25 protein-coding genes are annotated in these 23,494 nt (G+C 69.1%); 20 read left to right on the forward strand and 5 right to left on the reverse strand.

Annotated elements, in window-relative coordinates; translation table 11 throughout:
• Positions 1–12 precede the first annotated feature (12 nt).
• Complete coding sequence (locus tag EV138_RS22530; RefSeq protein WP_133980780.1) at positions 13–1,053, reverse strand: aminotransferase class V-fold PLP-dependent enzyme; 1,041 nt, start codon at positions 1,051–1,053, stop codon at positions 13–15.
• 75 nt (positions 1,054–1,128) lie between these two features.
• Here EV138_RS22530 and EV138_RS22535 point away from each other — a divergent pair, with 75 nt between their 5' ends.
• From EV138_RS22535 to EV138_RS22580, 10 genes are all read left to right on the forward strand, one after another.
• Positions 1,129–2,013 (forward strand): LysR family transcriptional regulator, encoded by an 885-nt coding sequence (locus EV138_RS22535; RefSeq protein WP_133980781.1) that lies wholly within the window; start codon positions 1,129–1,131, stop codon positions 2,011–2,013.
• Positions 2,010–2,657 carry an HAD family hydrolase gene (locus tag EV138_RS22540; RefSeq protein ID WP_238158291.1) on the forward strand — a complete coding sequence of 216 codons (648 nt, stop codon included), beginning with the start codon at positions 2,010–2,012 and terminating at the stop codon, positions 2,655–2,657. Before EV138_RS22535 ends, EV138_RS22540 begins: the two co-directional genes overlap by 4 nt.
• Positions 2,658–2,765: 108 nt before the next feature.
• On the forward strand, positions 2,766–3,923 hold the full coding sequence (gene alr / locus EV138_RS22545) for an alanine racemase (RefSeq protein WP_133980782.1): 1,158 nt from the start codon (positions 2,766–2,768) through the stop codon (positions 3,921–3,923).
• A complete protein-coding gene (locus EV138_RS22550; RefSeq protein ID WP_133980783.1) occupies positions 3,923–5,041 on the forward strand; it encodes an alpha/beta fold hydrolase in 1,119 nt (372 codons plus the stop codon). The genes alr and EV138_RS22550 overlap by 1 nt, the downstream gene beginning before the upstream one ends.
• Entirely contained in the window at positions 5,038–5,961 is a 924-nt protein-coding gene (tsaE, locus tag EV138_RS22555; RefSeq protein ID WP_133980784.1) for a tRNA (adenosine(37)-N6)-threonylcarbamoyltransferase complex ATPase subunit type 1 TsaE, read from the forward strand. The genes EV138_RS22550 and tsaE overlap by 4 nt, the downstream gene beginning before the upstream one ends.
• Before the next feature lies 1 nt (position 5,962).
• The gene (tsaB, locus tag EV138_RS22560; protein WP_133980785.1) at positions 5,963–6,631 is read left to right on the forward strand and encodes a tRNA (adenosine(37)-N6)-threonylcarbamoyltransferase complex dimerization subunit type 1 TsaB; all 669 of its coding nucleotides are present in this window, start codon (positions 5,963–5,965) and stop codon (positions 6,629–6,631) included.
• Positions 6,628–7,080, forward strand: coding sequence for a ribosomal protein S18-alanine N-acetyltransferase (rimI, locus tag EV138_RS22565; protein ID WP_133980786.1), 453 nt, complete (start codon positions 6,628–6,630; stop codon positions 7,078–7,080). The genes tsaB and rimI overlap by 4 nt, the downstream gene beginning before the upstream one ends.
• Complete coding sequence (gene tsaD / locus EV138_RS22570) at positions 7,073–8,125, forward strand: tRNA (adenosine(37)-N6)-threonylcarbamoyltransferase complex transferase subunit TsaD (RefSeq protein WP_133980787.1); 1,053 nt, start codon at positions 7,073–7,075, stop codon at positions 8,123–8,125. The genes rimI and tsaD overlap by 8 nt, the downstream gene beginning before the upstream one ends.
• Positions 8,125–8,601 carry a GNAT family N-acetyltransferase gene (locus tag EV138_RS22575; protein WP_133980788.1) on the forward strand — a complete coding sequence of 159 codons (477 nt, stop codon included), beginning with the start codon at positions 8,125–8,127 and terminating at the stop codon, positions 8,599–8,601. Before tsaD ends, EV138_RS22575 begins: the two co-directional genes overlap by 1 nt.
• The gene (locus EV138_RS22580; protein WP_133980789.1) at positions 8,598–9,353 is read left to right on the forward strand and encodes a dienelactone hydrolase family protein; all 756 of its coding nucleotides are present in this window, start codon (positions 8,598–8,600) and stop codon (positions 9,351–9,353) included. The genes EV138_RS22575 and EV138_RS22580 overlap by 4 nt, the downstream gene beginning before the upstream one ends.
• A 291-nt stretch (positions 9,354–9,644) precedes the next feature.
• On the opposite strand, the gene EV138_RS22585 is transcribed toward EV138_RS22580, so the two are convergent.
• The 3 genes from EV138_RS22585 to EV138_RS22595 form a co-directional block, all read right to left on the reverse strand.
• Complete coding sequence (locus EV138_RS22585) at positions 9,645–10,001, reverse strand: MerR family transcriptional regulator (protein ID WP_133980790.1); 357 nt, start codon at positions 9,999–10,001, stop codon at positions 9,645–9,647.
• Positions 10,002–10,187: 186 nt separating this feature from the next.
• The gene (locus EV138_RS22590; protein WP_133980791.1) at positions 10,188–11,345 is read right to left on the reverse strand and encodes a class I SAM-dependent methyltransferase; all 1,158 of its coding nucleotides are present in this window, start codon (positions 11,343–11,345) and stop codon (positions 10,188–10,190) included.
• Positions 11,346–11,367: 22 nt separating this feature from the next.
• A complete protein-coding gene (locus tag EV138_RS22595; protein ID WP_133980792.1) occupies positions 11,368–11,970 on the reverse strand; it encodes a peptidoglycan-binding domain-containing protein in 603 nt (200 codons plus the stop codon).
• A gap of 302 nt (positions 11,971–12,272) precedes the next feature.
• On the opposite strand from EV138_RS22595, the gene groES reads away from it, so the two are divergent.
• From groES to EV138_RS22645, 10 genes are all read left to right on the forward strand, one after another.
• Positions 12,273–12,569: a co-chaperone GroES gene (groES, locus tag EV138_RS22600; RefSeq protein WP_112243007.1), complete on the forward strand. Its 297-nt coding sequence runs from the start codon at positions 12,273–12,275 to the stop codon at positions 12,567–12,569.
• A gap of 121 nt (positions 12,570–12,690) precedes the next feature.
• Positions 12,691–14,310, forward strand: coding sequence for a chaperonin GroEL (gene groL / locus EV138_RS22605; protein WP_133980793.1), 1,620 nt, complete (start codon positions 12,691–12,693; stop codon positions 14,308–14,310).
• Between the two features lie 893 nt (positions 14,311–15,203).
• Positions 15,204–15,824 (forward strand): RNA polymerase sigma factor ShbA, encoded by a 621-nt coding sequence (gene shbA, locus EV138_RS22610; RefSeq protein ID WP_112243003.1) that lies wholly within the window; start codon positions 15,204–15,206, stop codon positions 15,822–15,824.
• Positions 15,817–17,220, forward strand: coding sequence for a hypothetical protein (locus EV138_RS22615; protein WP_133980794.1), 1,404 nt, complete (start codon positions 15,817–15,819; stop codon positions 17,218–17,220). Before shbA ends, EV138_RS22615 begins: the two co-directional genes overlap by 8 nt.
• Before the next feature lie 163 nt (positions 17,221–17,383).
• On the forward strand, positions 17,384–18,895 hold the full coding sequence (guaB, locus tag EV138_RS22620) for an IMP dehydrogenase (RefSeq protein WP_133980795.1): 1,512 nt from the start codon (positions 17,384–17,386) through the stop codon (positions 18,893–18,895).
• A 139-nt stretch (positions 18,896–19,034) separates the two neighbouring features.
• A complete protein-coding gene (locus tag EV138_RS22625; RefSeq protein ID WP_133980796.1) occupies positions 19,035–19,217 on the forward strand; it encodes a hypothetical protein in 183 nt (60 codons plus the stop codon).
• A complete protein-coding gene (locus EV138_RS22630) occupies positions 19,211–19,945 on the forward strand; it encodes a DUF7674 family protein (RefSeq protein ID WP_133980797.1) in 735 nt (244 codons plus the stop codon). Before EV138_RS22625 ends, EV138_RS22630 begins: the two co-directional genes overlap by 7 nt.
• Before the next feature lie 214 nt (positions 19,946–20,159).
• A complete protein-coding gene (locus tag EV138_RS22635) occupies positions 20,160–21,266 on the forward strand; it encodes a GuaB3 family IMP dehydrogenase-related protein (protein WP_133980798.1) in 1,107 nt (368 codons plus the stop codon).
• 43 nt (positions 21,267–21,309) lie between these two features.
• Positions 21,310–22,038 carry an acyl-CoA thioester hydrolase/BAAT C-terminal domain-containing protein gene (locus EV138_RS22640; RefSeq protein WP_133980799.1) on the forward strand — a complete coding sequence of 243 codons (729 nt, stop codon included), beginning with the start codon at positions 21,310–21,312 and terminating at the stop codon, positions 22,036–22,038.
• Positions 22,039–22,166: 128 nt separating this feature from the next.
• Entirely contained in the window at positions 22,167–22,565 is a 399-nt protein-coding gene (locus EV138_RS22645; RefSeq protein WP_133980800.1) for a hypothetical protein, read from the forward strand.
• Here EV138_RS22645 and EV138_RS22650 read toward each other — a convergent pair.
• Positions 22,562–23,479: a TIGR03086 family metal-binding protein gene (locus EV138_RS22650; RefSeq protein ID WP_133980801.1), complete on the reverse strand. Its 918-nt coding sequence runs from the start codon at positions 23,477–23,479 to the stop codon at positions 22,562–22,564. The genes EV138_RS22645 and EV138_RS22650 overlap by 4 nt on opposite strands.
• Positions 23,480–23,494 lie beyond the last annotated feature (15 nt).

Raw genomic sequence — 23,494 nt, forward strand, 5'->3', positions numbered from 1 at the left:
AGGTCCGCAGCCTCAGTCCGAGATGTGATCCCGCAGTACTGCCGCGGCGTGCTCGACGTCCCGCTCCGTGGTCGACAAGTGGAAGCCCAACCGGAGGCGCCCGGCCCGGAACGACGCGATGATTCCGGCCTTCTCCAGCAATCCCGGCACGTCGTCGTCCGCGCCGGCCGACACGATGGCCGAGGCGAACGCGGGAGCCTTCAGCCCAGTCTCGCCACGGAACCGCTCGGCCAGGCCGGTGCTGTGCTCGTACAGAGCCGGAATCCCTACCTCCCGAAGGAGTTCCAGCGCGGGCGCGGCCGCGATCCAGCAGTGCCAGGCGGGCGACAGATCAAGGCGTCGGGCGTTCGTGGCGAGCCGCAAGGGTGAGCCGTAGATGCTGTTCCACGGTTCCTCGCCGGCGTACCAGTTGGCATTGAGTGGGGTCAGCTCGTCGAGCAGTTCCGGCTGCACCGTGAAGTACGCCGTACCGCGTGGCGCGAGCAACCATTTGTAACCGCCCGCTGCCGTGAACGCGTACTGCGAGGCGTCGATCGGCAGCCACCCGATCGCCTGCGTGGTGTCGAGCAAGATCCGTACGCCGGTCGCCCGCAACGCGTCGAGATCGGCGACCCGGCCGTCCGACGACTGCACGGCAGACACGGCGACCAGGCTGGTCCCGGGCCGTACTTCGTCCGCGAGCCGTTCCAGCGGCACCTCGCGAACCCGGTGCCCGAGCGCCAAGAACGGGAACGTCAGGCTGGTGAACTCACCCTCCGCGACCAGAACCTCCCCACCCACCGGCAGCCACTGAGCGACCAGCCCCACGAAGGCCGACACCTGACTGCCGACCGCGACCAGGTTCGGATCCATGCCCACCAACTGCCCGTACGCCGTGCGTGCGCGCTGCAGCGGATCGTCATAGCTCACCGGGTTCGCTGTGCCGCCTCGCCAGTCGGCAAGCCCCTGCTGCAAGGCATCCCAGCTCCGTCGGGGAGGCAACCCGAACGTCGGGGTGTTCAGGTAGGTCACCGCGGAATCGAACTCCTGTTGCGCTTCGGCCACTGATGTCATACCTCCAGCCTCGGCAGAATCCAGCTCAAGCACTAGACCGTCCTGCTGTGACGAGATCAAAGCTAGGCTTTGGGGATGGATCCACGGCGACTGCTGATCTTCCGCGAGGTCGCGCGGCTCGGGTCGCTGTCCAAGGCCGCCGACGCACTGGGCTGGACACAACCGGCCGTGGGTCAGCACATGCAGCGACTGGAACGCGAGGTCGGGATCCCGCTGCTCCTCCGCTCGGTTCGGGGGATCACCCTCACGGAGGCCGGCATGGCTCTGCTCGTCCACGCGGACGCGATGGCGGCCCGTCTCTCGGCAGCGGAATCCGAGTTGCAGGCGCTCGCGTCTCTGCAGCAGGGCACGCTTTCGCTGGTGGCGTTCCCGTCGGCCGCGGCCGTACTCGTCCCGCCCGCGCTCGCCGACCTGGCCGGCCGGGCACCCGCTCTCGACGTACGGCTGACCGAGGCCGAACCGCCCGAGGCGCGGGCCGAGATCCTCGCCGGAAATGCGGACCTCGCACTGGTCTTCGATCATCTCGGCCTGCCGGAGCACGGGGATCTGGTGACCGAGGAACTGTTCGAGGACCCACTTCGCGCAGTACTGCCGGCCGGGCATCGACTGGCGCGACGCGGGAAGCCGGTCGCGTTGGGGGATCTCGCGGGAGAGCGGTGGATCGCGGGATGTCCGCGGTGTGAGGCGCATCTCCTGAGTGCGACCGCCGAGGCCGGGTTCGTGCCCGACGTACGGCATCGGACCGATGACTACGTGGTGGTGCAGCGGTTGGTCGCTGAAGGACTGGCCGTGACGTTGTTGCCACAGCTCGCGTTGACTGCGGCGCCTGGACGGGGTGTCGTCGCGTTGCCGGTTCGTACGTCGCCTCGCCGGGTGGTCTCCGCGTTGCTCCGGGCCGAGATGAGACAGAACGCCGCGGTCGTCGCGGCCATCGAGGCGCTGCGTAGGGTTGCGGTGTGACTCGACCCGCGCTGGTGATCTTCGACAACGACGGTGTACTGGTGGATTCCGAGCGACTGGCCAACGGGATCCTGGCTGAGCTGCTCACCGAGGCCGGCCTGCCGTACACGTTCGAGGAGGCGGTCCGGGACTACATGGGCGGCAGCATGGTGTCGATGCGGCAGAAGGCCGAGGCCAAACTGGGTGCGCCGCTACCGGCCGACCTGGAGGACCGCTACCACCAGCGGTTGTTCGAGGGTTTCGAGCACCTGCAGCCGGTGCCCGGCGTACGGGAGGTCCTGGACGGGCTGGATGCCGACGGTACGACGTACTGTCTGGCCTCGTCGGGGACGCATCGGCGGATCCGGACGGCGCTCTCCACGGTCGGATTCTGGGACCGGTTCGAGGGGCGGATCTTCAGTGCGGAGGATGTCGAGCACGGTAAGCCGGCGCCGGATCTGTTCCTGCACGCTTCGAACACGATGGGTGTGAAACCGGACGACTGCGTGGTGGTCGAGGACAGCCCGCTCGGCGTCGCCGCCGCCAACGCCGCCGGTATGCGCGTCTTCGGCTTCGCCGCGATGACCGCGCGCGAGAAACTCGCCTCCGCCACCGCGATCTTCACCGACATGAGAGAGCTTCCGGCTCTGATCGAGAGTGCCTGAAAGTGTCCGCTGCGACCGTTCTGGGTATTCTCTCGGGACCGACCGGAGGAGGGGTGTCCGGACCGCCTGGGGGAGTTGGGCCGGAGGGCCTGAGAGACTAGGTGGGCTATGTATGACGCTGCCGAACCACTGACGGTGCGGGCCGAAGCAGTGGTGGACCTCGCTGCGATCCGCCACAACGTCGCTGCGCTGCGCTCCCGGGTGGGGTCCGCGCAACTGATGACGGTGGTGAAAGCCGACGCCTACGGCCACGGAATGGTCCCGGTCGCCCGCGCCGCGCGCGAAGCCGGTACGGACTGGATCGGCGCGGCCGTCCTGGACGAGGCGCTCAGCCTCCGGGCAGCCGGTGACACGGGGCCGATCTTCTGCTGGCTGACCACACCGGGCGAGCCGGTCGGCGAGGCGATTGCCGCCGGCATCGACCTGTCCGCCGCCGCGCCGTGGGAGATCGCCGAACTCGCCGATGCCGTCACGGACCGGCCGGCCCGCGTGCACCTCAAGATCGACACCGGTCTGAGCCGCGGCGGCGCAGTGGCGGAGGAGTGGCCGGCTCTGCTGCGCGCGGCGCAGCGTGAGGAGAAGGCAGGACGGATCGAGATCGCCGGGATCTGGTCCCACCTGGCCAATTCGGACGAGCCGAAGAGCCCGGTGAACGAGGTCCAGGTGGCCGCGTTCGTCTCGGCCGTCGAGGTCGCGGCCTCGCTCGGCGTGGAGCCGCCGCTGAAGCACCTGGCCAACTCGGGCGGCACGCTGGCGCTGCCGGAGACCCATTTCGACCTGGTGCGGCCCGGCATCGCGACGTACGGGCTGTCGCCGTTCGGGCACGCGCTGCCGTCGGCCGAGCTCGGGCTGCGGCCCGCGATGACGTTGCGGGCCCGGCTCGCCATGGTCAAGCGGGTGCCGGCCGGGACAGGCGTCTCGTACGGCCTCACCTGGACCGCGCCGAGGCCGTCGACGCTGGGGCTGGTCCCGCTCGGGTACGGCGACGGGCTGCCGCGGCACGCCTCGAACTCGGCCCCCGTCCAGGTCGCCGGTCAACGGCGAGGGATCGTCGGGCGGATCTGTATGGACCAGTGCGTGGTCAACCTCGAGGACGACCCGGCGGACGCCGGCGACCCCGTCGTACTGTTCGGATCGGGTGCCGGCGGTGAGCCGACCGCCGACGACTGGGCGGATGCCGCGCAGACCATCAACTACGAGATCGTGACCCGCCTCGGCGCCCGCGTGCCGCGGCGGTACGTCGACACCGCGGAGGCGACCGGCTGATGTCGAAGGCAGGACGCACCGCGGGGTTGATCGGAGCCGCGGTCGGAGTGCTGGCTGCGGGAGCAGCGGCCGGTGTCGCGGTCGAACGGCAGATGATCGGCCGTCGTTCGGGCCAGCGCGCCCAGCTGGAAGCCGAGCCGTTCGGTTCACTGCGCGGTACGCCGCACGTCTTCACCGCGGACGACGGCGTCGAGCTGTACGTCGAGATCGACGAGCTGAAGCGCTCCCGGCGGCCCGCCGCACCGCCGAAACGCAGGCTGCGGCGCAAGACGCCGGACGGACCCGAGGACCTGACGCTGATCTTCGCGCACGGGTACGGCCTGAACATGGACTGCTGGCACTTCGAGCGGCGCGACCTGGCCGGGATCGGCACGATGATCTTCTACGACCAGCGCTCGCACGGGCGGTCCGGGCGGTCGCCGAAGGAGAACGTCACCATCGAGCAACTCGGCCGCGACCTGTACGGGATCCTGCAGAAGTTCGCGCCGAGCGGACCGGTGATCCTGATCGGCCACTCGATGGGCGGCATGTCGATCATGGCGATGGCCGAGCAGCACCCGGAGATCTTCGGCGACCGGATCATCGGCGTCGGGCTGTGCTCCACCAGCGCCGGTGCCCTCGACCAGACCCCGATCGCCTTGCCAGGCAGGGCCGGCATGCTGGTACGCCGGCTGGCCACCCCCACCGTCGCCGCGCTCGCCCGGATTCCCGACGTCGTCGAGCGCGGGCGCAAGGCCGGGACGGACATCAGCTACCTGCTGACCCGCAAGTACTCGTTCGGCTCCGAGGTGCCGCCGGCCTTCACCGAGTTCGTCAACGAGATGATCGCCGCGACGCCGATCTCGGTGATCGCGGAGTTCTACCCGATCTTTGCCCTGCACAACAAGTACTCCGCGCTGGAGCCGTTGCAGAAGGTGGAGTGCGTGGTGGTCGGCGGCGACTCCGACCACCTGACGCCGTTCGAGCACTCCGAGGAGATCGTCCGGCACGTGCCCGGCGCCGAACTGGTCGAGGTGAAGAACTGCGGTCACCTCGGCCTGATCGAGCACCACCGCGAGTTCACCGCCGCTCTGCTCGGGATGATCGAGCGAGCCGAACAATCCCTGGGACACAGATGACCGACCTGCACGTGGTGGACGCCACGGAAGACAACGTCGACGAGATCGTGACGGTGATCCACCACGCCTTCTCGGCCCGGCGAGTACTCGATCCGCCGTCGACGGCCCTGTCCGAGAACGCCTCCACCGTCGGCGCCGCCGTCGCGGCGCACGGCGGCCTGCTCGCGCGCATCGACGGCGTACCGGCCGGTGCGATGCTCTTCGATGTGGCCGGTGATGTGCTCGGCCTGCGGCGAGTCTCGGTGAACCCGCGTTTTCAGGGGCGTGGAGTCGCGTCGGCGATGGTCGGTTGTGCCGAGGACGCCGCCCGGCTGCGCGGGTTGCGGCGGGTTCGGCTGATCGCCCGGGAGGAGCTGCCCGAGACGGTCGAGTTCTGGCGCCGGCGCGGGTACTCGGTGGTGGAGCAGCGCGGCCACGACCTGATCTACGCGAAGGCGATGCCGATCGAGCTGACCGTGCCGACGGCCGACGAGATGCGGTCGTACGGCGAAGAGCTCGCCGGGCAACTGCGGGCGGGCGACGTACTGGTGTTGTCCGGTGACCTCGGTGCGGGCAAGACGACGTTCACGCAGGGACTCGGTGCGGGGCTGAAGGTGCGCGGCGACATCACCTCGCCGACGTTCGTGATCTCGCGGGTACATCCGTCGCTGTCGGGTGGTCCGGCGCTCGTGCACGTCGACGCGTATCGGATCGGTGGGATCGCCGAGTTGGACGATCTCGACCTGGACGCCAGCCTGGACGACGCGGTCACCGTGGTCGAATGGGGACACGGGCTGGCCGAGACACTGGCCGCGGACCGGCTCGACATCGTGGTGACGCGCGGCGACGACGACACGGACGAGACCCGCGACCTGCGCGTGACACCGGTCGGCCGGCGCTGGGCCGAGACCGGCGTACGGCTTTCTGTTGTGGAGGACTGAAGTGCTGCTTGCTTTCGATACGTCCAGTGCTGCCGTGACGGTCGCACTGGCCACGCCGACTGGCGAGGTGCTCGCTTCCTCGTCGACCGTCGATGCTCTGCGGCACGGCGAACTCCTGGCGCCGGCGATCGCTGCGGCGCTCGCCACCGCCGGTTGCACGCCGCGAGACCTGACGAAGATCGCGGTCGGCGTCGGACCGGGGCCATTCACTGGCCTGCGGGTCGGGCTGGTCACCGCGCGGACGATGGCGGACGTGCTCGGCATCGAGGTCGTAGGGGTTTGCAGCCTCGACATCCTCGCTCTGCAGTCTCCTGTCGAGCAGCCGGTCGCGGTCGCCACCGACGCGCGTCGCAAGGAGATCTACTGGGCTCTGTACGACAGCCCCGCCGAGGACGGCAGCCGTCGCCGCATCGAGGGCCCTGCCGTCGATCGCCCCGCCGACGTCGCGCATGTGCTGGCCGGCCTACCGATCACGGGCCGAGGCGTCACCCTGTACGCCGAAGCCCTCGGCCGCGGCCCGTCCGCGGAGGTCATCGAGTACCCGTCGGCGGAGGTGCTCGCGGTCGGCGTTGCGACCGGCACGTTGCCGACCGTTCTTCCTGATCCCCTCTACCTCCGGCGCCCCGACGTCACCATGTCAGGCGGCCCGAAGAGCGTGTTGCCCACATGAGACCCAACATCCGCCCGGCGAATCCCGCTGACCTGCCGGCGATCACCACTCTGGACGAGGTGTGCTTCGACTCCGATGCCTGGAGTGCGGCTGCTTGGGCCGAGGAGTTTGCTCGGCTGGGGAGCGACCGGGTGGTGCTGGTTGCGGATGAGGGTGAGGTTGCTGGATACGTAGTACTGCTGGTGCCGGGTGCGGTGGAGGATCCGGTGGATCTGCTGCGGATCGCGGTGGCGCCGGCGGCGCGGCGTACGGGGATCGGCCGGCAGTTGATGTCCGCGGTCGTGCAGCGGTGCGCGGGACGCACCATCTTGTTAGAAGTTGCTGAGAGCAATGAATCCGCGGCCGCGTTGTACCGCGGGTTCGGATTCACCGAGATCAGCCGCCGGCGCGGGTACTACGCCGGCGGCGAGGACGCCGTCATCATGCGATGGCAGGAGGACCATGAGTGAGAACGAGCCGCTGATCCTGGGCATCGAGACGTCGTGCGACGAGACCGGGGTCGGCATCGTCCGCGGGCAGACCCTGCTCGCCGACGCGATCGCCTCCAGTGTCGAGGAGCACGCCCGCTTCGGCGGCGTCGTACCAGAGGTCGCCAGCCGCGCCCACCTCGAGGCGATGGTGCCGACGATCCGCCGGGCCTGTGAGACGGCGGGCATCAAACCGACCGACGTCGACGCTGTCGCGGTGACGAGCGGCCCTGGTCTGGCCGGCGCCCTGCTGGTCGGCGTCGCTGCGGCCAAGGGACTCGCGCTGTCACTCGAAAAGCCCTTGTACGGCGTGAATCACCTTGCCGCGCACGTTGCCGTCGACACCTTGGAGCACGGCGATCTCCCGAAGGGCTGCGTGGCGATGCTCGTCTCCGGCGGCCACTCGTCGCTGCTCGCCGTCGAGGACATCACCGACGGCGTACTGCCGATGGGCTCGACCATCGACGACGCCGCGGGGGAGGCGTTCGACAAGGTCGCACGGGTGCTCGGCCTGCCGTTCCCCGGAGGTCCATATATCGACAAAGCGGCGCGGGACGGCGGCGACCGGCTGTACGTGAAGTTCCCGCGGGGGCTGACCAGTCAGCGCGACCTGGAGCGGCACCGGTTCGACTTCTCCTTCTCCGGCTTGAAGACCGCGGTCGCCCGCTGGGTGGAGGCGAAGCGGCGTGATGGTGAGGACGTGCCGGTGAACCACGTGGCGGCCGCCTTCCAGGAAGCGGTCTGCGATGTGCTGACCCGCAAGGCGATCGATGCCTGCAAGGACCGTGGCTACGAGCACCTGCTGATCGGCGGCGGCGTCGCGGCGAACTCGCGACTGCGGGCGATGGCCGAAGAGCGTTGCGCCGAAGCAGGCATCGCCGTACGGGTGCCGCGGCCGGGGCTGTGTACCGACAACGGTGCGATGGTCGCCGCCCTCGGATCGGAGCTCGTCCGCGCCGGCAAGGCCCCGTCCCCGCTGGACCTGCCGGCCGACTCGTCCATGCCGATCACGACGGTTCTCAACTGATGATCCGCGAACACCCAGCCGGTTTTGTGGCCGACGACGATGCCTCGCGGGTCGATCTCGACGTGGTGCACGGGTTCCTGCGTACGGCGTACTGGTCGCCAGGCGTTCCCCGCGAGACAGTGGCGCGGGCGATCGCCAATTCGGTCGTCGTCGGCGTTTACGCACCGGACGGAGCCCAGGTCGCCTTCGCACGGGCGACGACCGATCGCGCGACTTTCGCCTGGATCGCCGACGTTTTCGTGCTTCCGTCCCACCAGGGTCAGGGCCTCGGCCGCTTCGTCGTGGAGACCCTGCTCGATCACCCGGAGCTGCAAGGTCTGCGCCGTACCATGCTCGCCACGGCCGACGCCCACGAGTTGTATCGCTCGTACGGCTTCAAGGATCTCGCTGATCCGAGTCGCTTCCTCGTCATTCAGCAATCGCCGGCCAGCCTGTACGGCGCGGTCTCCAACGGCACTGCTGCCGAGCGGGCATGACCGACGCCGAGCCGTGGATCGATCTGCTGGCTGCTCCTGAAGGAGCGACCGAGCTCGTGCTGCTCGCCCATGGCGGCGTGGTCGACTCGTTCAAGAACCCGCATTCCTGGCGGGCGCCGCTGCTGCGGATGTGGCCGTTCGCAACCGCTGCTCGCTCCGCCGCGCCTGATGCCGCCGTTGGATTGATGCGCTACCGGTACCGCGGGTGGAACGGCACCGCCGCGTCACCGGCGGCCGACCTGCGCACTGTCCTCGACGGCCTTCCGTCCCGGATCCGCCGCGTCGTGCTGATCGGGCACTCGATGGGCGGCCGCGCCGTCGTTGCTGCGGGCAATCATCCCTTGGTGTCGGGTGTTCTCGCGCTGGCGCCCTGGCTGCCTCCCGGCGAACCACTCGTTCAGCTCCGCGGGCTCGTCGTCTTCGCACACGGCACTCGCGACCGCATCACCTCTCCGGCGCAGACGGCCGCGTACGCCCGCCGACTCCGCCGTACGGGGATCCCCGTCGCCATGCTCACCGTCGACGGCGACAAACACGCGATGCTGCACCGCGCCGCAGACTGGAACACCCTCGTCCACCGCTTCACCAAAGCGGCCCTGACCACCCACGCCGATCCCACCGACTGTGATGCCCTCACCACGGACCCCGATCGCACCGATCCACTCCCGGTCTGGAACGGACCGGCATCTTTCACGTCGGGCATCGCCTCGATCGCCAAAGCTCGCTTCAGCGCCCGCCTGAAAACCTGGTAGTCACCGCAAGCTGAAAGAGCTGGGGACGCCTTACGCCGCTCCGCCCCCAGCTAACGGCCAGCGACCAGCCGGTTCGACAGCCAGCCTGTCGGTTCAACGTGAACACCCGCCTGCACCGAGATGACCCCCACAAGAACGACGGTGAGGTCGTGTGGGGGTCGAGCTGACGACGAGGCCGAAGGTGGCGGACCGACGGTGAGGTCGCGTGGCGGGTCGAGCTGACGACGAAGCCGGAGGAGACGGGCCGAGCTGGTCTGCTGGTGTGCGGCCTGCTCGGGGGTGCGGGCGGCGTCAGGTGTTGCGGTAGTGGGCGATCTTGTCGTCGAGCACGTCCAGGGCGACGCTCATCTTGGCGATCTCGGCGCGGAGTCGGTCGCGGTTGCTCTCGAGCAACTCGACCACGTCGGCGTTGCCGTTCGAGCGGTCCCGGAGTCGGCCCATGAACCTTTGCAGGTCAGTGATCCCAAGGCCGGCCCGGCGAAGGCAGACCAGCAGTCCCACCCACGCGACGTCGTGATCGGTGTAGACCCGCTGTCCGCTGGAGTTCCGTTGCACCGGGCCGAACAGGCCCAGGCGTTCGTAGTACCGCAAGGTGTCCAGGCTGAGACCGGTGCGCTCGGATGCCTCGGCCGGTGCGTATGCCGTCATGACCTCCATCCTCCGACCGGGAGCGCACTCCAGGTCAAGCCGCCGTCCGCGAATCGATTAGCGGCGAGTGCCCGGCCGGGAGCGGCAACGTACGCAGCACCTCGTCCGTCGGCTGGTCGACCGGGCACTCGCTCATGTGTTCGAAGATACATTCGAATACACTGCGAAAGCAAATCGCCGAAGAAGTCAGGCGGGGATCCGCCGGCAGGAGTAGGCGACCGCGTCACGGCCGATCCGGGTGACGATGAGGGTAGCGCTCGCCGCCCCCTTCGGCGCCAGCCGCTTCCGCAGGACGGCGGGGTCCACATCCACGCCCCGCTTCTTGATCTCCAGGGTCCCGATTCCCTGCGCGCGCACCCAGGCCCGCAGCGCTTTCTCGCGGTACGGCAACTCCTCGATCACCTCATAAACAGAGGCCAGCGGTGTCGCCACCAAGGCGTCCGCAGTGACATAGGCGATCCGTAGATCCAACAGCCATCCGCCGACCGCTTCTGCGACAGCGGTGACCAGCCCAGCGCGAACGACCGCGCCGTCCGGCTCGTAGATGTACCGCCCGACCGGACCCTCGACAGCCTCAGGCGCAGCCGCCACAGTCGCTCCGCCCGGCAGCAACGTCGCGCGCCGCGCAGTACCGCCGTAGAGCTTCCCCGACCACAGCGCGGCCTCCTTGACCTCACCTGCGTCGCTCACCCATTCCGCTTCGACCCCTGCCGGTACTGCGTCGTGCGGAATCCCCGGCGCCACCTTCACGCACGCAGTCCGCTCCAGGAGCTCGCTGATGAAGGACCACGGCGGCGAGTACGCGTTGTGGTCGAACACCCTCCTCCCATCAGCCCGCCGCGCCGGATCAGCAAAGACCACCTCGTACTGCGTGACGTCCTGCGCCTCCGCGTCTCCCACGACGACCTCACCAGCCAGCCCGAGTGCGGCAAGGTTCGCCCGGGCTGCGGCAGCGGTCTCCGGGTCGCGTTCGACGCCAGTGACCCGCAGTCCCGCTCTGGCTGCGCTGATCAGGTCACCACCGATCCCGCAGCCCAGGTCGACGACGGATGCGCCTGGCAGTGTCGCAGCGATCCGTGCAGCGCGGTGAGTCCCGACGGTGGAGCGCGTGGCCTGCTCCAACCCGTCCGGGGTGAAGTACATCCGCGCGGCGTCCTCCGCCCCGAACTTGGCGACGGCCCGATGACGTAGTGACGCCTGCGTGACCGCGGCGGTCACCACAGCAGCGTCGTACCGGCGTCTGAGTTGCTCGACGAGCTTCAGTTCACCGCCTGGCGCGTACGCCGAGCAGGCCTCGGCCAGCACTGTGCTGCCGATTGGGTCGAGCAACAGAGTGAGCGTCACTCGCCCAAGTCTGCCTGGGTGGTCACAGCGGGCTGTAGCAACCCGTGCTCCACTGACTGGTGGAGTTCTTGAACAGGCGCCAGTTCATGGCTGACCGGGTCTTCGGGCCGTAGATGCCGTCCGCGGTGAGCTTGTGCTTGCTCTGCACCGCCTTCACTGCGGCACGTGTCTTGCTGCCGTACATTCCGTCGACTGCCAGGTGACTGCCGTAGCAGTAGTTGAGGTTGCGTTGCAGGGTGCGGATCGCGAGGTCGGGGTCGCCGGACCTGGAAGAGCCGCGGTGCGGGCTGTCGCCGTACATGAGGTTGCAATTCGTACTGCCGCTCGCCGACACCGACGGCGCCGGCACACCCCACCCATTGCTGGCAGGGGCCAGCCGAGCCGACTGACACTGCCCCATTGCGGCCGCTGCCAGGGTCTCTGCCTGCTTGTCGGTCTTCGCTGCTGACTGAGGTGCCTGTACTACGGGCGCCGCGGCCGGCCCGGCGCTGCCTGTCTCGGAGGAGTGCTTGCCAGCGGCGGCCAATCCGGCCACTGCGACCGGGCTGATCACGAGCACGGCGATCACCGCCAAGGCCTTCGGGGGAAGCTTGCGGAGCGAGAGATTGCGCAGTGAGAGTGCCATCGTGCTCTCCTGGTTCGATCCTGGCGGGAACCCCTTCAGATACGACGGTCCCACGTTCGCGGGCCGTCGCCCAGTGCTCGGTCGCGGAAAGTACAGAAGCGGTGACGAGCGGTACGAGCGTTCGCCGGAGGCGAGATTCTGGCACTCGAGTTGACCGAGTGCTAATCGCGGCCTAGATTCGGTGTTGGCACTCTCCACTCGAGGGTGCCAGCGGCCCGGCCTCTGATCCCCGCGACGGCAGAGGCGGACGGCCGCCTGCAGCACCCCGAAAACACGAGAAACTCGACCGTGGAGGTCAGCAAGTGTCGGTCACGATCAAGCCGCTCGAGGACCGTATCCTCGTAGCGCCGCTCGAAGCCGAGCAGACCACGAAGTCCGGCCTGGTGATCCCGGACACCGCCAAGGAGAAGCCGCAGGAGGGCGAGGTCATCGCGACCGGCCCCGGCCGCATCGACGACAACGGCAACCGCGTCCCGCTGGACGTCAATGTCGGTGACAAGGTCATCTACTCCAAGTACGGCGGCACCGAGGTCAAGTACGACGGCCAGGACTACCTGATCCTGGGCGCCCGCGACATCCTCGCCATCGTCAGCAAGTGACGATCGCTCGCAGCAGCTGACTGACACCGCTCCGGTGCCCGGAACACCGGCGCCGGGGCGGAGTCGGTTCTGCCCGCGGGCACCATGATCGCCAGTAACCCAGAGAGGGACAGAGTTTTCCATGCCGAAGATCCTCGAGTTCGACGAGAACGCGCGGCGCGCCCTTGAGCGCGGCGTCGACAAGCTCGCGAACACGGTGAAGGTGACGCTGGGGCCCAAGGGCCGCTACGTCGTGCTGGACAAGAAGTGGGGCGCCCCGACCATCACCAACGACGGTGTCACCGTCGCCCGTGAGGTCGAGCTGGACGACCCGTTCGAGAACCTTGGCGCGCAGCTCGCCAAGGAGGTTGCCACCAAGACCAACGACATCGCCGGCGACGGAACCACCACCGCGACGGTGCTGGCCCAGGCGCTGGTGCACGAGGGCCTGCGCGCCGTCGCCGCCGGGGTCAACCCGATGGGTCTGAAGAAGGGCATCGAGGCGGCCGTCGAGGCCGTGTCGGCGAAGCTGATCGAGACCGCGCGCCCGGTCGACGACAAGGGCGACATGGCCCACGTCGCCACCATCTCCGCGCGGGACGCCGAGATCGGCCAGCTGATCGCGGAAGCCTTCGACAAGGTCGGCAAGGACGGCGTCATCACCGTCGAGGAGTCGAACACCTTCGGTACCGAGCTGGACTTCACCGAGGGCATGCAGTTCGACAAGGGCTTCATCTCGCCGTACTTCATCACCGACGCCGAGGCCGGCGAAGCGGTGCTGGACGACCCGTACATCCTGATCCACCAGGGCAAGATCTCCGCTGTCGCGGACCTGCTGCCGCTGCTGGAGAAGGTCGTGCAGTCGGGCAAGACGCTGCTGATCATCGCCGAGGACGTCGAGGGCGAAGCCCTGTCGACCCTGGTGGTCAACAAGATCCGCGGCAACTTCACCTCCGTCGCCGTCAAGGCGCCGGGCTTCGGCGACCGCCGCAAGGCGATGCTCGAGGACCTGGCCGCGCTGACCGGCGCCCAGGTGATCGCGCCCGAGGTCGGCCTCAAGCTCGACCAGGTCGGTCTGGAGGTGCTCGGCACCGCTCGCCGGATCGTCGTCACCAAGGACAACACCACCGTCGTCGAGGGCGCCGGCAAGACCGACGACATCGACGCCCGGGTCAACCAGATCAAGGCCGAGATCGAGCGCACCGACTCCGACTGGGACCGCGAGAAGCTCCAGGAGCGCCTCGCCAAGCTGGCCGGCGGCGTCTGCGTGATCAAGGTCGGCGCGGCCACCGAGGTCGAGCTGAAGGAGAAGAAGCACCGCATCGAGGACGCCGTGTCGGCGACCCGTGCGGCGATCGAGGAGGGCATCGTCGCCGGTGGCGGCTCCGCTCTCGTCCACGCCGCCGCGGTACTGGAGAACGGCCTCGGCCTCGAGGGCGACGAGCTCGCCGGCGTCCGGATCGTCCGCAAGGCGATCGTCGAGCCGCTGCGCTGGATCGCCGAGAACGGTGGCTACGAGGGTTACGTCGTCACCGCCAAGGTCGCGGAGCTCGAGGTCGGCAGCGGCTTCAACGCCGCCACCGGCGAGTACGGCGACCTGCTGGCCCAGGGCGTCCTGGACCCGGTCAAGGTGACCCGCTCCGCGCTGGCCAACGCCGGCTCGATCGCGGCCCTGCTCCTCACCACGGAGACCCTGGTCGTCGACAAGCCCGAAGAAGAAGAGCCCGCCGCAGCCGGTCACGGCCACGGCCACGGTCACTGATCTTCACCCCGCACCACCCAACTGCCCGGCCGGTCCTCGGACCAGCCGGGCAGTTTCGTACTACGACCAGCCCCACGCCACTCCTCCGTCGCGGCTCCCGCCCACCCGGGCGGCGCCCGCTCGTGCCTTGCGGGCTTGAGTAGCCCACCCCGTCGCGCGCTCCTGACGTCGCGGCTCCCGCCCACCCGAGGTCGCCCGCTCGTGCCTCGCTGGCTGAGTAGGCCCACCCCGTCGCGCGCTCCTGCGTCGCGCACTCCTCCCGCCCGGACGCCCGCTCGTGCCTCGCGGGCTTAGGTTGGCCGACCCCTTGGCGCGCTCGTGCTCGCTGTTCTGGCCGGCCCCGGGGACGCCCTGCTCGTGCCTCGCGGGCTGAGTAAGCCGCCCCCTTAGCGCTCGTGCTCGCTGCTCCCACCCACCCCGGGGGCGCCCTGCTCGTGCCTCGCGTGCTGAGTAGCCCACCCCGTTGCTGCTCCCGCCCACCTGGGCGCCAGCTCCGGCGTGGCTCACTCCTCCCACCCCGGGTCGCCGGGTCCTCCGTCGCCGCATGGCGGAGTGCCGGCGAGATCGTCAAAACCATGCAGAAGCTGCCGTCGTGCTCCGTTGCTGGCTCCTGCATTGCCGCTCATGCCACGTCTTCTACTGAGTCGTGGCTCTGGAACAACCGACACCACTGACAACGGCCACCTAGCGCGCGAGCGGCGACGAAGGAGCCGCGGCCGAGGGGTGGGCGGGAGCTGCGAACGGAGAGAGCTGCGTGGGGCCGGCGACGTGACTCGCGGGTAGGTTACAGGTTGTAATGAAAAAAGCTCAGTGATCACCGATTGCCACTATGCAAGGGGAGTTGGCGGCCGTACTATCTTGCAGGCTGACCGGTCCGATACGAGGGGGGCGAGGTGACCGAGGTCCAATTACCGCACACCCCTGACCGGGTTGAGCTGCGTGATCTCGCCGCACTGGCGAGCGGCGGCGACCGGACAGCGTTGAACGATCTGCTGACGCGGGTGCGTGCTGTTGCCCACCGCTACGTGCGGTCGAGGCTGTGGACTTATCCGGGTGGCGCCGACATGGTCGATGACGTCGCTCAGGAAGTGTGCGTCGCGGTGTTCGGCGCACTGGGCCGGTACCGTGACGAGGGAAGGCCGTTCGAGGCGTTCGTCTACGGCATCGCGGCGCGCAAGGTCGCCGACGCGCAGCGTGCGTTCGCGGTGGCCGACGTGTCGACGCCGGATCTTCCGGACGGGGCGGACGAATCGCCGACGCCGGAGGAGCACGCCGTACGGTATGCAGAGCTCAGGCACGTGATGAGCCTGATGGACAGGTTGCCGGAGAAACTGCGGGAGATCCTGCGGCTCCGGGTGGTAGCGGGGATGTCAGCCGAGGAGACCGGCCGGGCACTGGGGATGACACCGGGGGCGGTGAGGGTCGCACAACATCGAGCGTTGAACACGCTCAGGGGGTTTGTGGGGCATGAGGCAAAGGTGGAACGACGGGCAGGGGAGGAGCGACATGGCTGAGCGATTCGATCTTGACGCGATCGAAGCCGATGACGCGCTGCTTGATCTGCTCGCAGCCGGTGGGGAGACCGCCTGGGCGGCGGCCGAGCACGACCCGGCCCTGATGCTGCTGGCCGAACTGCGGCTGGCCGTCGAGGTCGAGGACGAGCTGCCGGTGGAGACGATCGACGATCCGGAGAGTTTCCTGGCGCGGTGTGCTGCGTTGAACCCGGTGACCGACCCGTTCGCTCGCAAGATGGCGGCCCGTGGCCTGGCGCTCGGCGTCGCCGCGGTGGCCGCGCTGTCGGTGTCCGGTGTGGCCGCGGCCTTCACCGGTAACCCGCTGTCGCCGTACGAGAAGGTGATCGAGAAGGTCGTCCAGGGGCTCAGCCCGGAGACGACGGTCCCGAAGGAACAGCTCGACGGAATGCCGATCTTCGACAAGACGAAGATCGTCAAGGTCCAGAAGGACTACCAGAAGAAGCAGGAAGAGCAGCAGGCCGCGAAGGACGCCGAGGAGAAGAACGATCCGTCGGTCGCCGGCCCGGTGCTGCTGAAGGATCTCTTCAAGCCGCAGCCGCTGGCCCGGCCGGTTCCGGCGCAAGTGGAGAAGCCGACCACGATCAAGGATCCGGATCCGCCGCAGGTGGTCGAGCCGACCCAGCCGTCCGACCCGGGTGATCAGCCGACCAGCGATCCCACCGATCAGCCGACCGGTGACCCGACGGATCCGCCGACCGAGCCGACCACGCCGCCGCCGAGCGAGCCGACCAGCGACCCGACGACGCCGGCTCCGACTGACCCGCCGAGCAGCGATCCGACCCAGCCGGCCGACGGCGGTGCGAGCGACCACGGTTCGACCGGCGCGGGCTCCACGGACAACCCGGCCACGACGCCGGTCCCGACCACGATCCCGGGCGAGTCCACCGGCGAGAACACGACCGGCGACACCACCACGGGTGACACCGCGACTGGTGGAACCACGACCGGCGACACCACGACGGGTGACACCCCAGCCGGGGACACCACGACTGGTGACACCACAGTCGGGGACACGGCAACTGGTGACACCGGCGACGGTCAGACCGGTGCTGGCACGACGGAGAGCACCGAGTCGGCCAGCCAGACCGACGCGGCCACGCTCGGTGAGTTGCTGCCGACGCCGAGCGGTCGACCGACCGAACTGCCGAAGCGCCTGGAGCAGTACTTCGGCGGATCGCTCGCCTCCTCCGCGAAGCACTCGAGCGGCAAGGTGTCGCTCGGCTACGCCAAGGGCAAGTACCAGCCGGGCAAGCACTCGAACGGCAAGTACGTCGAGGGCAGGCACGCGGCGATCGCCCGCGCGCACGGCTCGATGGCCCCGATGACGCTGCGCCAGATCCTCACCGTCCTCAACATCCCGATGACCGAACGCTGACCGGACCCACTCCGCGCTGAGCGGCGAAGTCAGTACTGCGTACGCAAGGTCGTGCCCCCGGGCGCGGCCTTGCGGCCCCTGTGGATGACCGATTAAGGGCTCGAGGCGGGTGCGGCATAGGATGGGGTCCCGTTCTCGCCGTGCAAAGGTGCTTGCCTCCCTCATGGACATCACAGCCTCCGGAGTTCCCGACAAGTTCGCCGTCCTCGGTCTGACCTTCGACGACGTGCTGCTGCAGCCCGAAGAGTCCGACGTCATCCCGTCCGAGGCGAACACCCGGTCCCGGGTCAGCCGCAACATCGAGGTGTCCATCCCGCTGCTGTCGAGCGCGATGGACACCGTCACCGAGGCCCGGATGGCGATCGCGATGGCGCGCCAGGGCGGCCTCGGCGTGCTGCACCGCAACCTGTCGATCGAGGACCAGGCCCAGCAGGTCGACCTGGTCAAGCGGTCCGAGTCGGGCATGATCGCGCAGCCGATCACGATCGGCCCCGACGCCACGATCGGGGAGGCCGACGCGCTCTGCGCGCAGTACCGGATCTCCGGGGTGCCGGTGGTCGACAACGCCGGTGTGCTGGTCGGCATCGTCACCAACCGCGACATGCGGTTCGAGACGAGTCAGGACCGCCCGGTGCACGAGGTGATGACCAAGCAGCCGCTGATCACCGGCAAGCAGGGCATCTCCGCCGACGACGCCATGGCGCTGCTGAGCAAGCACAAGGTGGAGAAGCTCCCGCTGGTCGACGCCGACGGCAAGCTGACCGGCCTGATCACGCTGAAGGACTTCGTCAAGCGCGACCAGTTCCCGCTGTCCACCAAGGACCACACCGGCCGGCTGCGGGTCGCGGGCGCGATCGGCTTCTTCGGCGAGGCCTACAAGCGCGCGATGACCCTGGTCGAGGCCGGCGTCGACCTGCTCGTCGTCGACACCGCGCACGGTCACTCGCAGGCGCAGTTGGAGATCATCCGCAAGCTCAAGGCCGACCCGGCGACCGACGGCGTCGACGTCGTCGGCGGCAACGTCGGCACCCGCGCCGGCGCGCAGGCGCTGGTCGACGCGGGCGCGGACGGCGTGAAGGTGGGCGTCGGCCCGGGCTCGATCTGTACGACGCGAGTCGTCTCCGGCGTCGGCGTACCGCAGGTCACCGCCATCTACGAGGCGTCCCTGGCCTGCAAGCCCGCCGGTGTGCCGGTGATCGGCGACGGCGGCCTGCAGTACTCCGGTGACATCGCCAAGGCCCTCGTGGCCGGCGCCGACACCGTGATGCTCGGCTCGCTGCTGGCCGGCTGCGAGGAGTCGCCGGGCGACCTGGTGTTCATCAACGGCAAGCAGTTCAAGGCGTACCGCGGGATGGGCTCGCTCGGCGCGATGCAGTCCGGTGGCCTGCGCAAGTCGTACTCCAAGGACCGCTACTTCCAAAGCGACGTCGGCAGCGACGAGAAGCTGATCGCCGAGGGTGTCGAGGGTCAGGTCCCGTACCGCGGCCCGCTCGCCGCCGTCGCCCATCAGCTGATCGGCGGCCTGCGCCAGTCCATGTGGTACTGCGGTTCCCGCACCGTCGCCGAGCTCCAGGAAAAGGGCAAGTTCGTCCGAATCACCTCGGCGGGCCTGCAGGAGTCGCACCCCCACGACATCCAGATGACAGTAGAAGCCCCCAACTACTCCGGCCGCTGACCCGACCCGCCACCCACCCCGCCGACGACCAGACTCGACGGGGTGAGCCGCCGATGAACGAACCACGGCGGCCCACCCGACGAGCCAGCACAACCAGGCGGTCCGCCCGACGAGCGAGCACGACCTGAGGATCCGCCCGGTGAGCGGGCACGACCAGGCGGTCCGCCGGATGCTCGGCCGACCAGGTGGTCCGCCGGATGATCCGGCGTCGCTGGGCCGGCTGCCGCGGGTCGGCGGCGCCTCGGGAGGGAGGTCGTCAGCGCAGGTCGAGCGCGACGGTGCGCTGCTGATGAGCGAGCACGACGAGGTGGCTTGGTGGTGAATGAGCGCGGGTTCTTGCGGCGGTTGCTCAAGGCGGTGCCTGCGCTGCGGGGCGAGTGGGATCGTGCGCGAGCGGTCTACGAGCAGAACAGAGGCGTGGGGCTGCGGGCGCCGACACCGGGCAGTTTCTTGATCGGGCTCGCGTTCAGCACGGTTCATCGGTGGGTCGAAGGCGATGCCGAGGCGGGGGATCGGCTGCGGGCGTTGCTTGCGTTCCTGGAGAACGAGGCCGCCGACCCGGAGACGGCGGAGTTCGCTGCGAGGTTCGTCAGTTGCCTGCCCGATCCCGGGGAGCGCGACTCCGCAGTACTGGACCTGCTCGGGCCGCGGTTGCGCGAGCTCAAGAACGAACAGGTTCGCCGCGACGACGAGTCCGTCTCCCCGGCTGTGGTCGCTTTCCTGCACCGGTTGGCCGACGAGATCCCGTTCTTGCGGCAGCAGGTGCTGGAGCACTTCGAGGAGTACCGGAACCCCCTCGGGCATGTGGTCGTGGGCGGTCTCGTGCCTGAGGTCTGCGCCCGGTACGCCGGCGGCGAGGTCGAGCTGATCCGCCCGCTGCTGGCGTTCCTGGAGCGCGAGTTCGAGCAGAACCCGGACGTCGACAACGTGATCGCCGTCTCGTTCGTGGAGATGCTGCCCTCACCTGACCAGCCCGGGGCCGGAATCGAGCACGCGCTCGGCCCGAAACTCCGCGCCGAACTGGACCGCCAACGCACCTGGCACCCCTGACCGCAAAGCACACCGGCGGCGACCGGGGCATCGGTCACCGGCCTGCCGCCGGGGTGCGCCAGCGCCGAACTGGACCGCCACGCCCCCTCCCGCCCCTGACCGTCGGCGGTGGGCCGACTGCGAGGGGTGTTCTGGACCGCGACGGGCATCCCTGCCGCGACAGGTGGTTTGGACTGAAGTAGGTCTCGTCCGTGCGGCTCGGTAGGCTGCGGGCATGACCGAGATCGAGATCGGCCGTGCCAAGCGCGGTCGGCAGGCGTATGCGTTCGACGACATTGCGATCGTGCCGTCGCGGCGGACCAGGGATCCCGAGGAGGTCTCGGTCGCCTGGCAGATCGACGCGTACCGGTTCGAGTTGCCGATCCTGGCCGCGCCGATGGACTCGGTGATGTCGCCGGCCACCGCGATCGCGATCGGCAAGGCCGGCGGGCTCGGCGTGCTGAACCTCGAAGGTCTGTGGACCCGCTTCGACGACCCGACCTCGCTGCTGGAGGAGATCACCACCCTCAGCCGCGAGCAGGCCGTGCACCGGCTGCAGGAGATCTACTCGGCGCCGATCAAGCCCGAGCTGATCTCGCAGCGCGTGCAGGAGATCCGCGATTCGGGCGTCACCGTGGCCGGCGCGTTGTCGCCGCAGCGGACCAAGCAGTTCGCCAAGCACGTCGTGGATGCCGGTGTCGACCTGTTCGTCATCCGCGGTACGACGGTGTCGGCCGAGCACGTGTCCGGTCAGGCGGAGCCGCTGAACCTCAAGCAGTTCATCTACGACCTCGACGTACCGGTCATCGTCGGTGGTTGCGCGACCCACCAGGCCGCGCTGCACCTGATGCGGACCGGCGCCGCCGGCGTACTGGTCGGCTTCGGTGGTGGCGCGGCGCACACGACCCGCAAGGTGCTCGGCGTCGCGGTGCCGATGGCGTCGGCGGTCGCGGACGTCGCGGCGGCGCGTCGGGACTACATGGACGAGTCCGGCGGCCGCTACGTGCACGTCATCGCGGACGGTTCGGTCGGCCGGTCCGGCGATGTGGCCAAGGCGATCGCGTGTGGCGCGGACGCGGTGATGGTCGGATCGCCGCTGGCTCGGGCCAGCGATGCGCCCGGCGGTGGCTTCCACTGGGGAGCCGAGGCCTGGCACGCGGATCTGCCGCGCGGCGAGCGGGTCGAGGTCGGGGTCACCGGCACGATGGAGGAGATCCTGTTCGGCCCGTCCTGGGTCCCGGACGGCACGATGAACCTGGTCGGCGCGCTGAAGCGGGCGATGGCGACCACGGGGTACACGGAGCTCAAGGAGTTCCAGCGCGTCGAGGTCGTCGTCGGTTGACCTTCGGCCGGGTGATGCGGAGCACGTACGCCGGGGCCGACGCGTGAGCACCGGGATCCTGCTGCTGCACGGTTCGAGCGGTGTCCCTGACCTGGATCGGGCCAGGATTCTGGCGGCTCAGGGGTACGACGTCCTCGCGCCGAAGTGGTTCGACGAGCGGGTCAGCGAGATCCCGCTGGAGTCGTTCCCGCTGGACGAACTCGCAGCCCGCAACGACCGGCTGGTCGTGATGGGGACCTCCTTCGGCGCCGAGGCAGCGCTTCTGCTCGGCACAGTGGACGACCGGATCGACGTGGTGGTGGCGCAGGCACCCAGCGCCTATGTCTGGGGCTGGATCGAGGACGGCGTACAAACCTCACATTGGAGTTGCCGGGGCGAGCCGCTGCCGTTCGTCCCGTTCGACCTGGACTGGCGGCCGGATGGCGATCCGCCTAGTTACGTCGACTCCTACCGGTCGAGGCTGCGGAAGTTTCCCGCCGAGGCAGCCGCCGCACAGATCCCGATTGAGCAGTTCGAGGGCGACCTCGTACTGATCGCCGGCGGTGACGACAAGGTGTGGCCGTCGGTGGAGTTCGCCGAGCAGATCGCGCTGCGGCGCGGCAGTCTGGACACGCGGATGATGGTCGATGCCCAGGCCGGGCACCGGATCGTGTTCCCGGGAGAGCAGCCGAAGGTCGGCGGCCAGACGATGGCGCGCGGTGGCTCCGAGCAAGCAGACCGAGCCTTCGGCGCCCAGATCTGGGCCGACCTCCTCAAAACCCTCGCCGGCTGAGCCGGCGCAGGCGAGCCGCTAGTGGGCGTCGCGTGGCGGGATCAGGATCGGCACTCCTGCGCCGCTTGTGAGGCGGCCCACTTCGGGTGGCGGGCGCGTGGGGTGGGGGGACCTGGAAGGATTGGGCCATGGGATTGTTCAGCCGCCGCAGCAAGGACGCCGACAACGTTGCCCTCGCCGCCGCGAGGGCGAAGCTCTCCTCGCAGGACGTGGATCAGATCCGCTTCCTGCTCACCACGAAGAAGACGCTCTTCGCGGTCAAGTACGTGCGCGAACGCACCGACGTCGACCTCCATCTGGCCCGCGACCTGGTCGAGGAGATCCGCCTCGGCCGCTACGTCCCGCCCGTCACCGACACCCCCGTACTACGGATGCCCGGTACCAACCTCGCCGAGCGCACCCGCGCGCTGAAGGCGGCCGGTGAACTGCATCAGGCGACCGCGCTGGTGGTCAGCGAGACCGGCATGACCGAAGCCGAGGCCGGCCTTTTCGTCGGCGCGCTCAACCTCGACCTGCAGGACAACTAGCCCTTCACGTAGGACAGCTTCTCGCAGACCTTGCCGTCTCGCAGTCGCAGCACGTCCACGCCCCGAACGTGACCGCGGTGCCCGTCCGCCTCGTTCCACGAGAACCGCCAGCGCACGACCGCGCGGTCGCCAAGGACGACCGTCTCCTCGGTCTCGAAGACGGCGTCGTTCGTCTGGTCGAACAACTGCTCCCACTGTTCGCGGACAGCCTTACCTCCGACGACGCGGGTCCCGTCCGGTGCCGGTGAGGTCGACTCGAAGACGCAGTCCGGGGTCAGCTCGTACATGATCGCGTCGACATCTCCCCGCGCGAAGGCCGCGCCGAGCCGCTCTACCGTCGCGTGCGCGGGAGTCCAGGCCGGATCTCGACCGAAGGCACCCAGCAGAGTGCTCGTCGGATCGGAGTAGCCCTCGAGTCGCGGGCCGATCGCGCCGCCGCCGCGGTAGAGGTCCTCCCGCTCCTTGAACCAGGTCGAGATCCCGTCGACGACCTGCGGATCCAAATGAACCGGCGCGCCGATCGAGACTGCCAGGTCCCAGCCGTGCACGAGATGGTCGGCAGCGAGTTGGTAGACGTATTCGGCCGCCTGCTCCTCGCCGTACGAGAGATGGACGGTGGCGCCTCGTAGTACGGGTTCGGTGACGGCGTTCTGGGCGGCGCGGGCCGCGTGGGAGGCGGCCGATGCCGGGTCGTCGCCGAGCAGGTCGCCGTCGAGGGAGTCGCCGACGTCCTCGATCGTCCGGCCGGCCAGCAACGGTACGGTCCAGCGTTCCTCGCCGACGACGTGGTTGACCAGGTCGCGCACGGTCCAGTCGGAGCAGGGCGTCGGATCACCCCACTGGTGCGGCCGCACCGAAGCAACCTGACGGACGAACTCTTCGCTGGCACGCCGATGCAGCTCTACGACATCCATGGCCAACCCCCTTTG

The sequence above is a fragment of the Kribbella voronezhensis genome, assembly GCF_004365175.1.
In the GTDB taxonomy this organism is placed as follows: Bacteria; Actinomycetota; Actinomycetes; order Propionibacteriales; family Kribbellaceae; genus Kribbella; species Kribbella voronezhensis.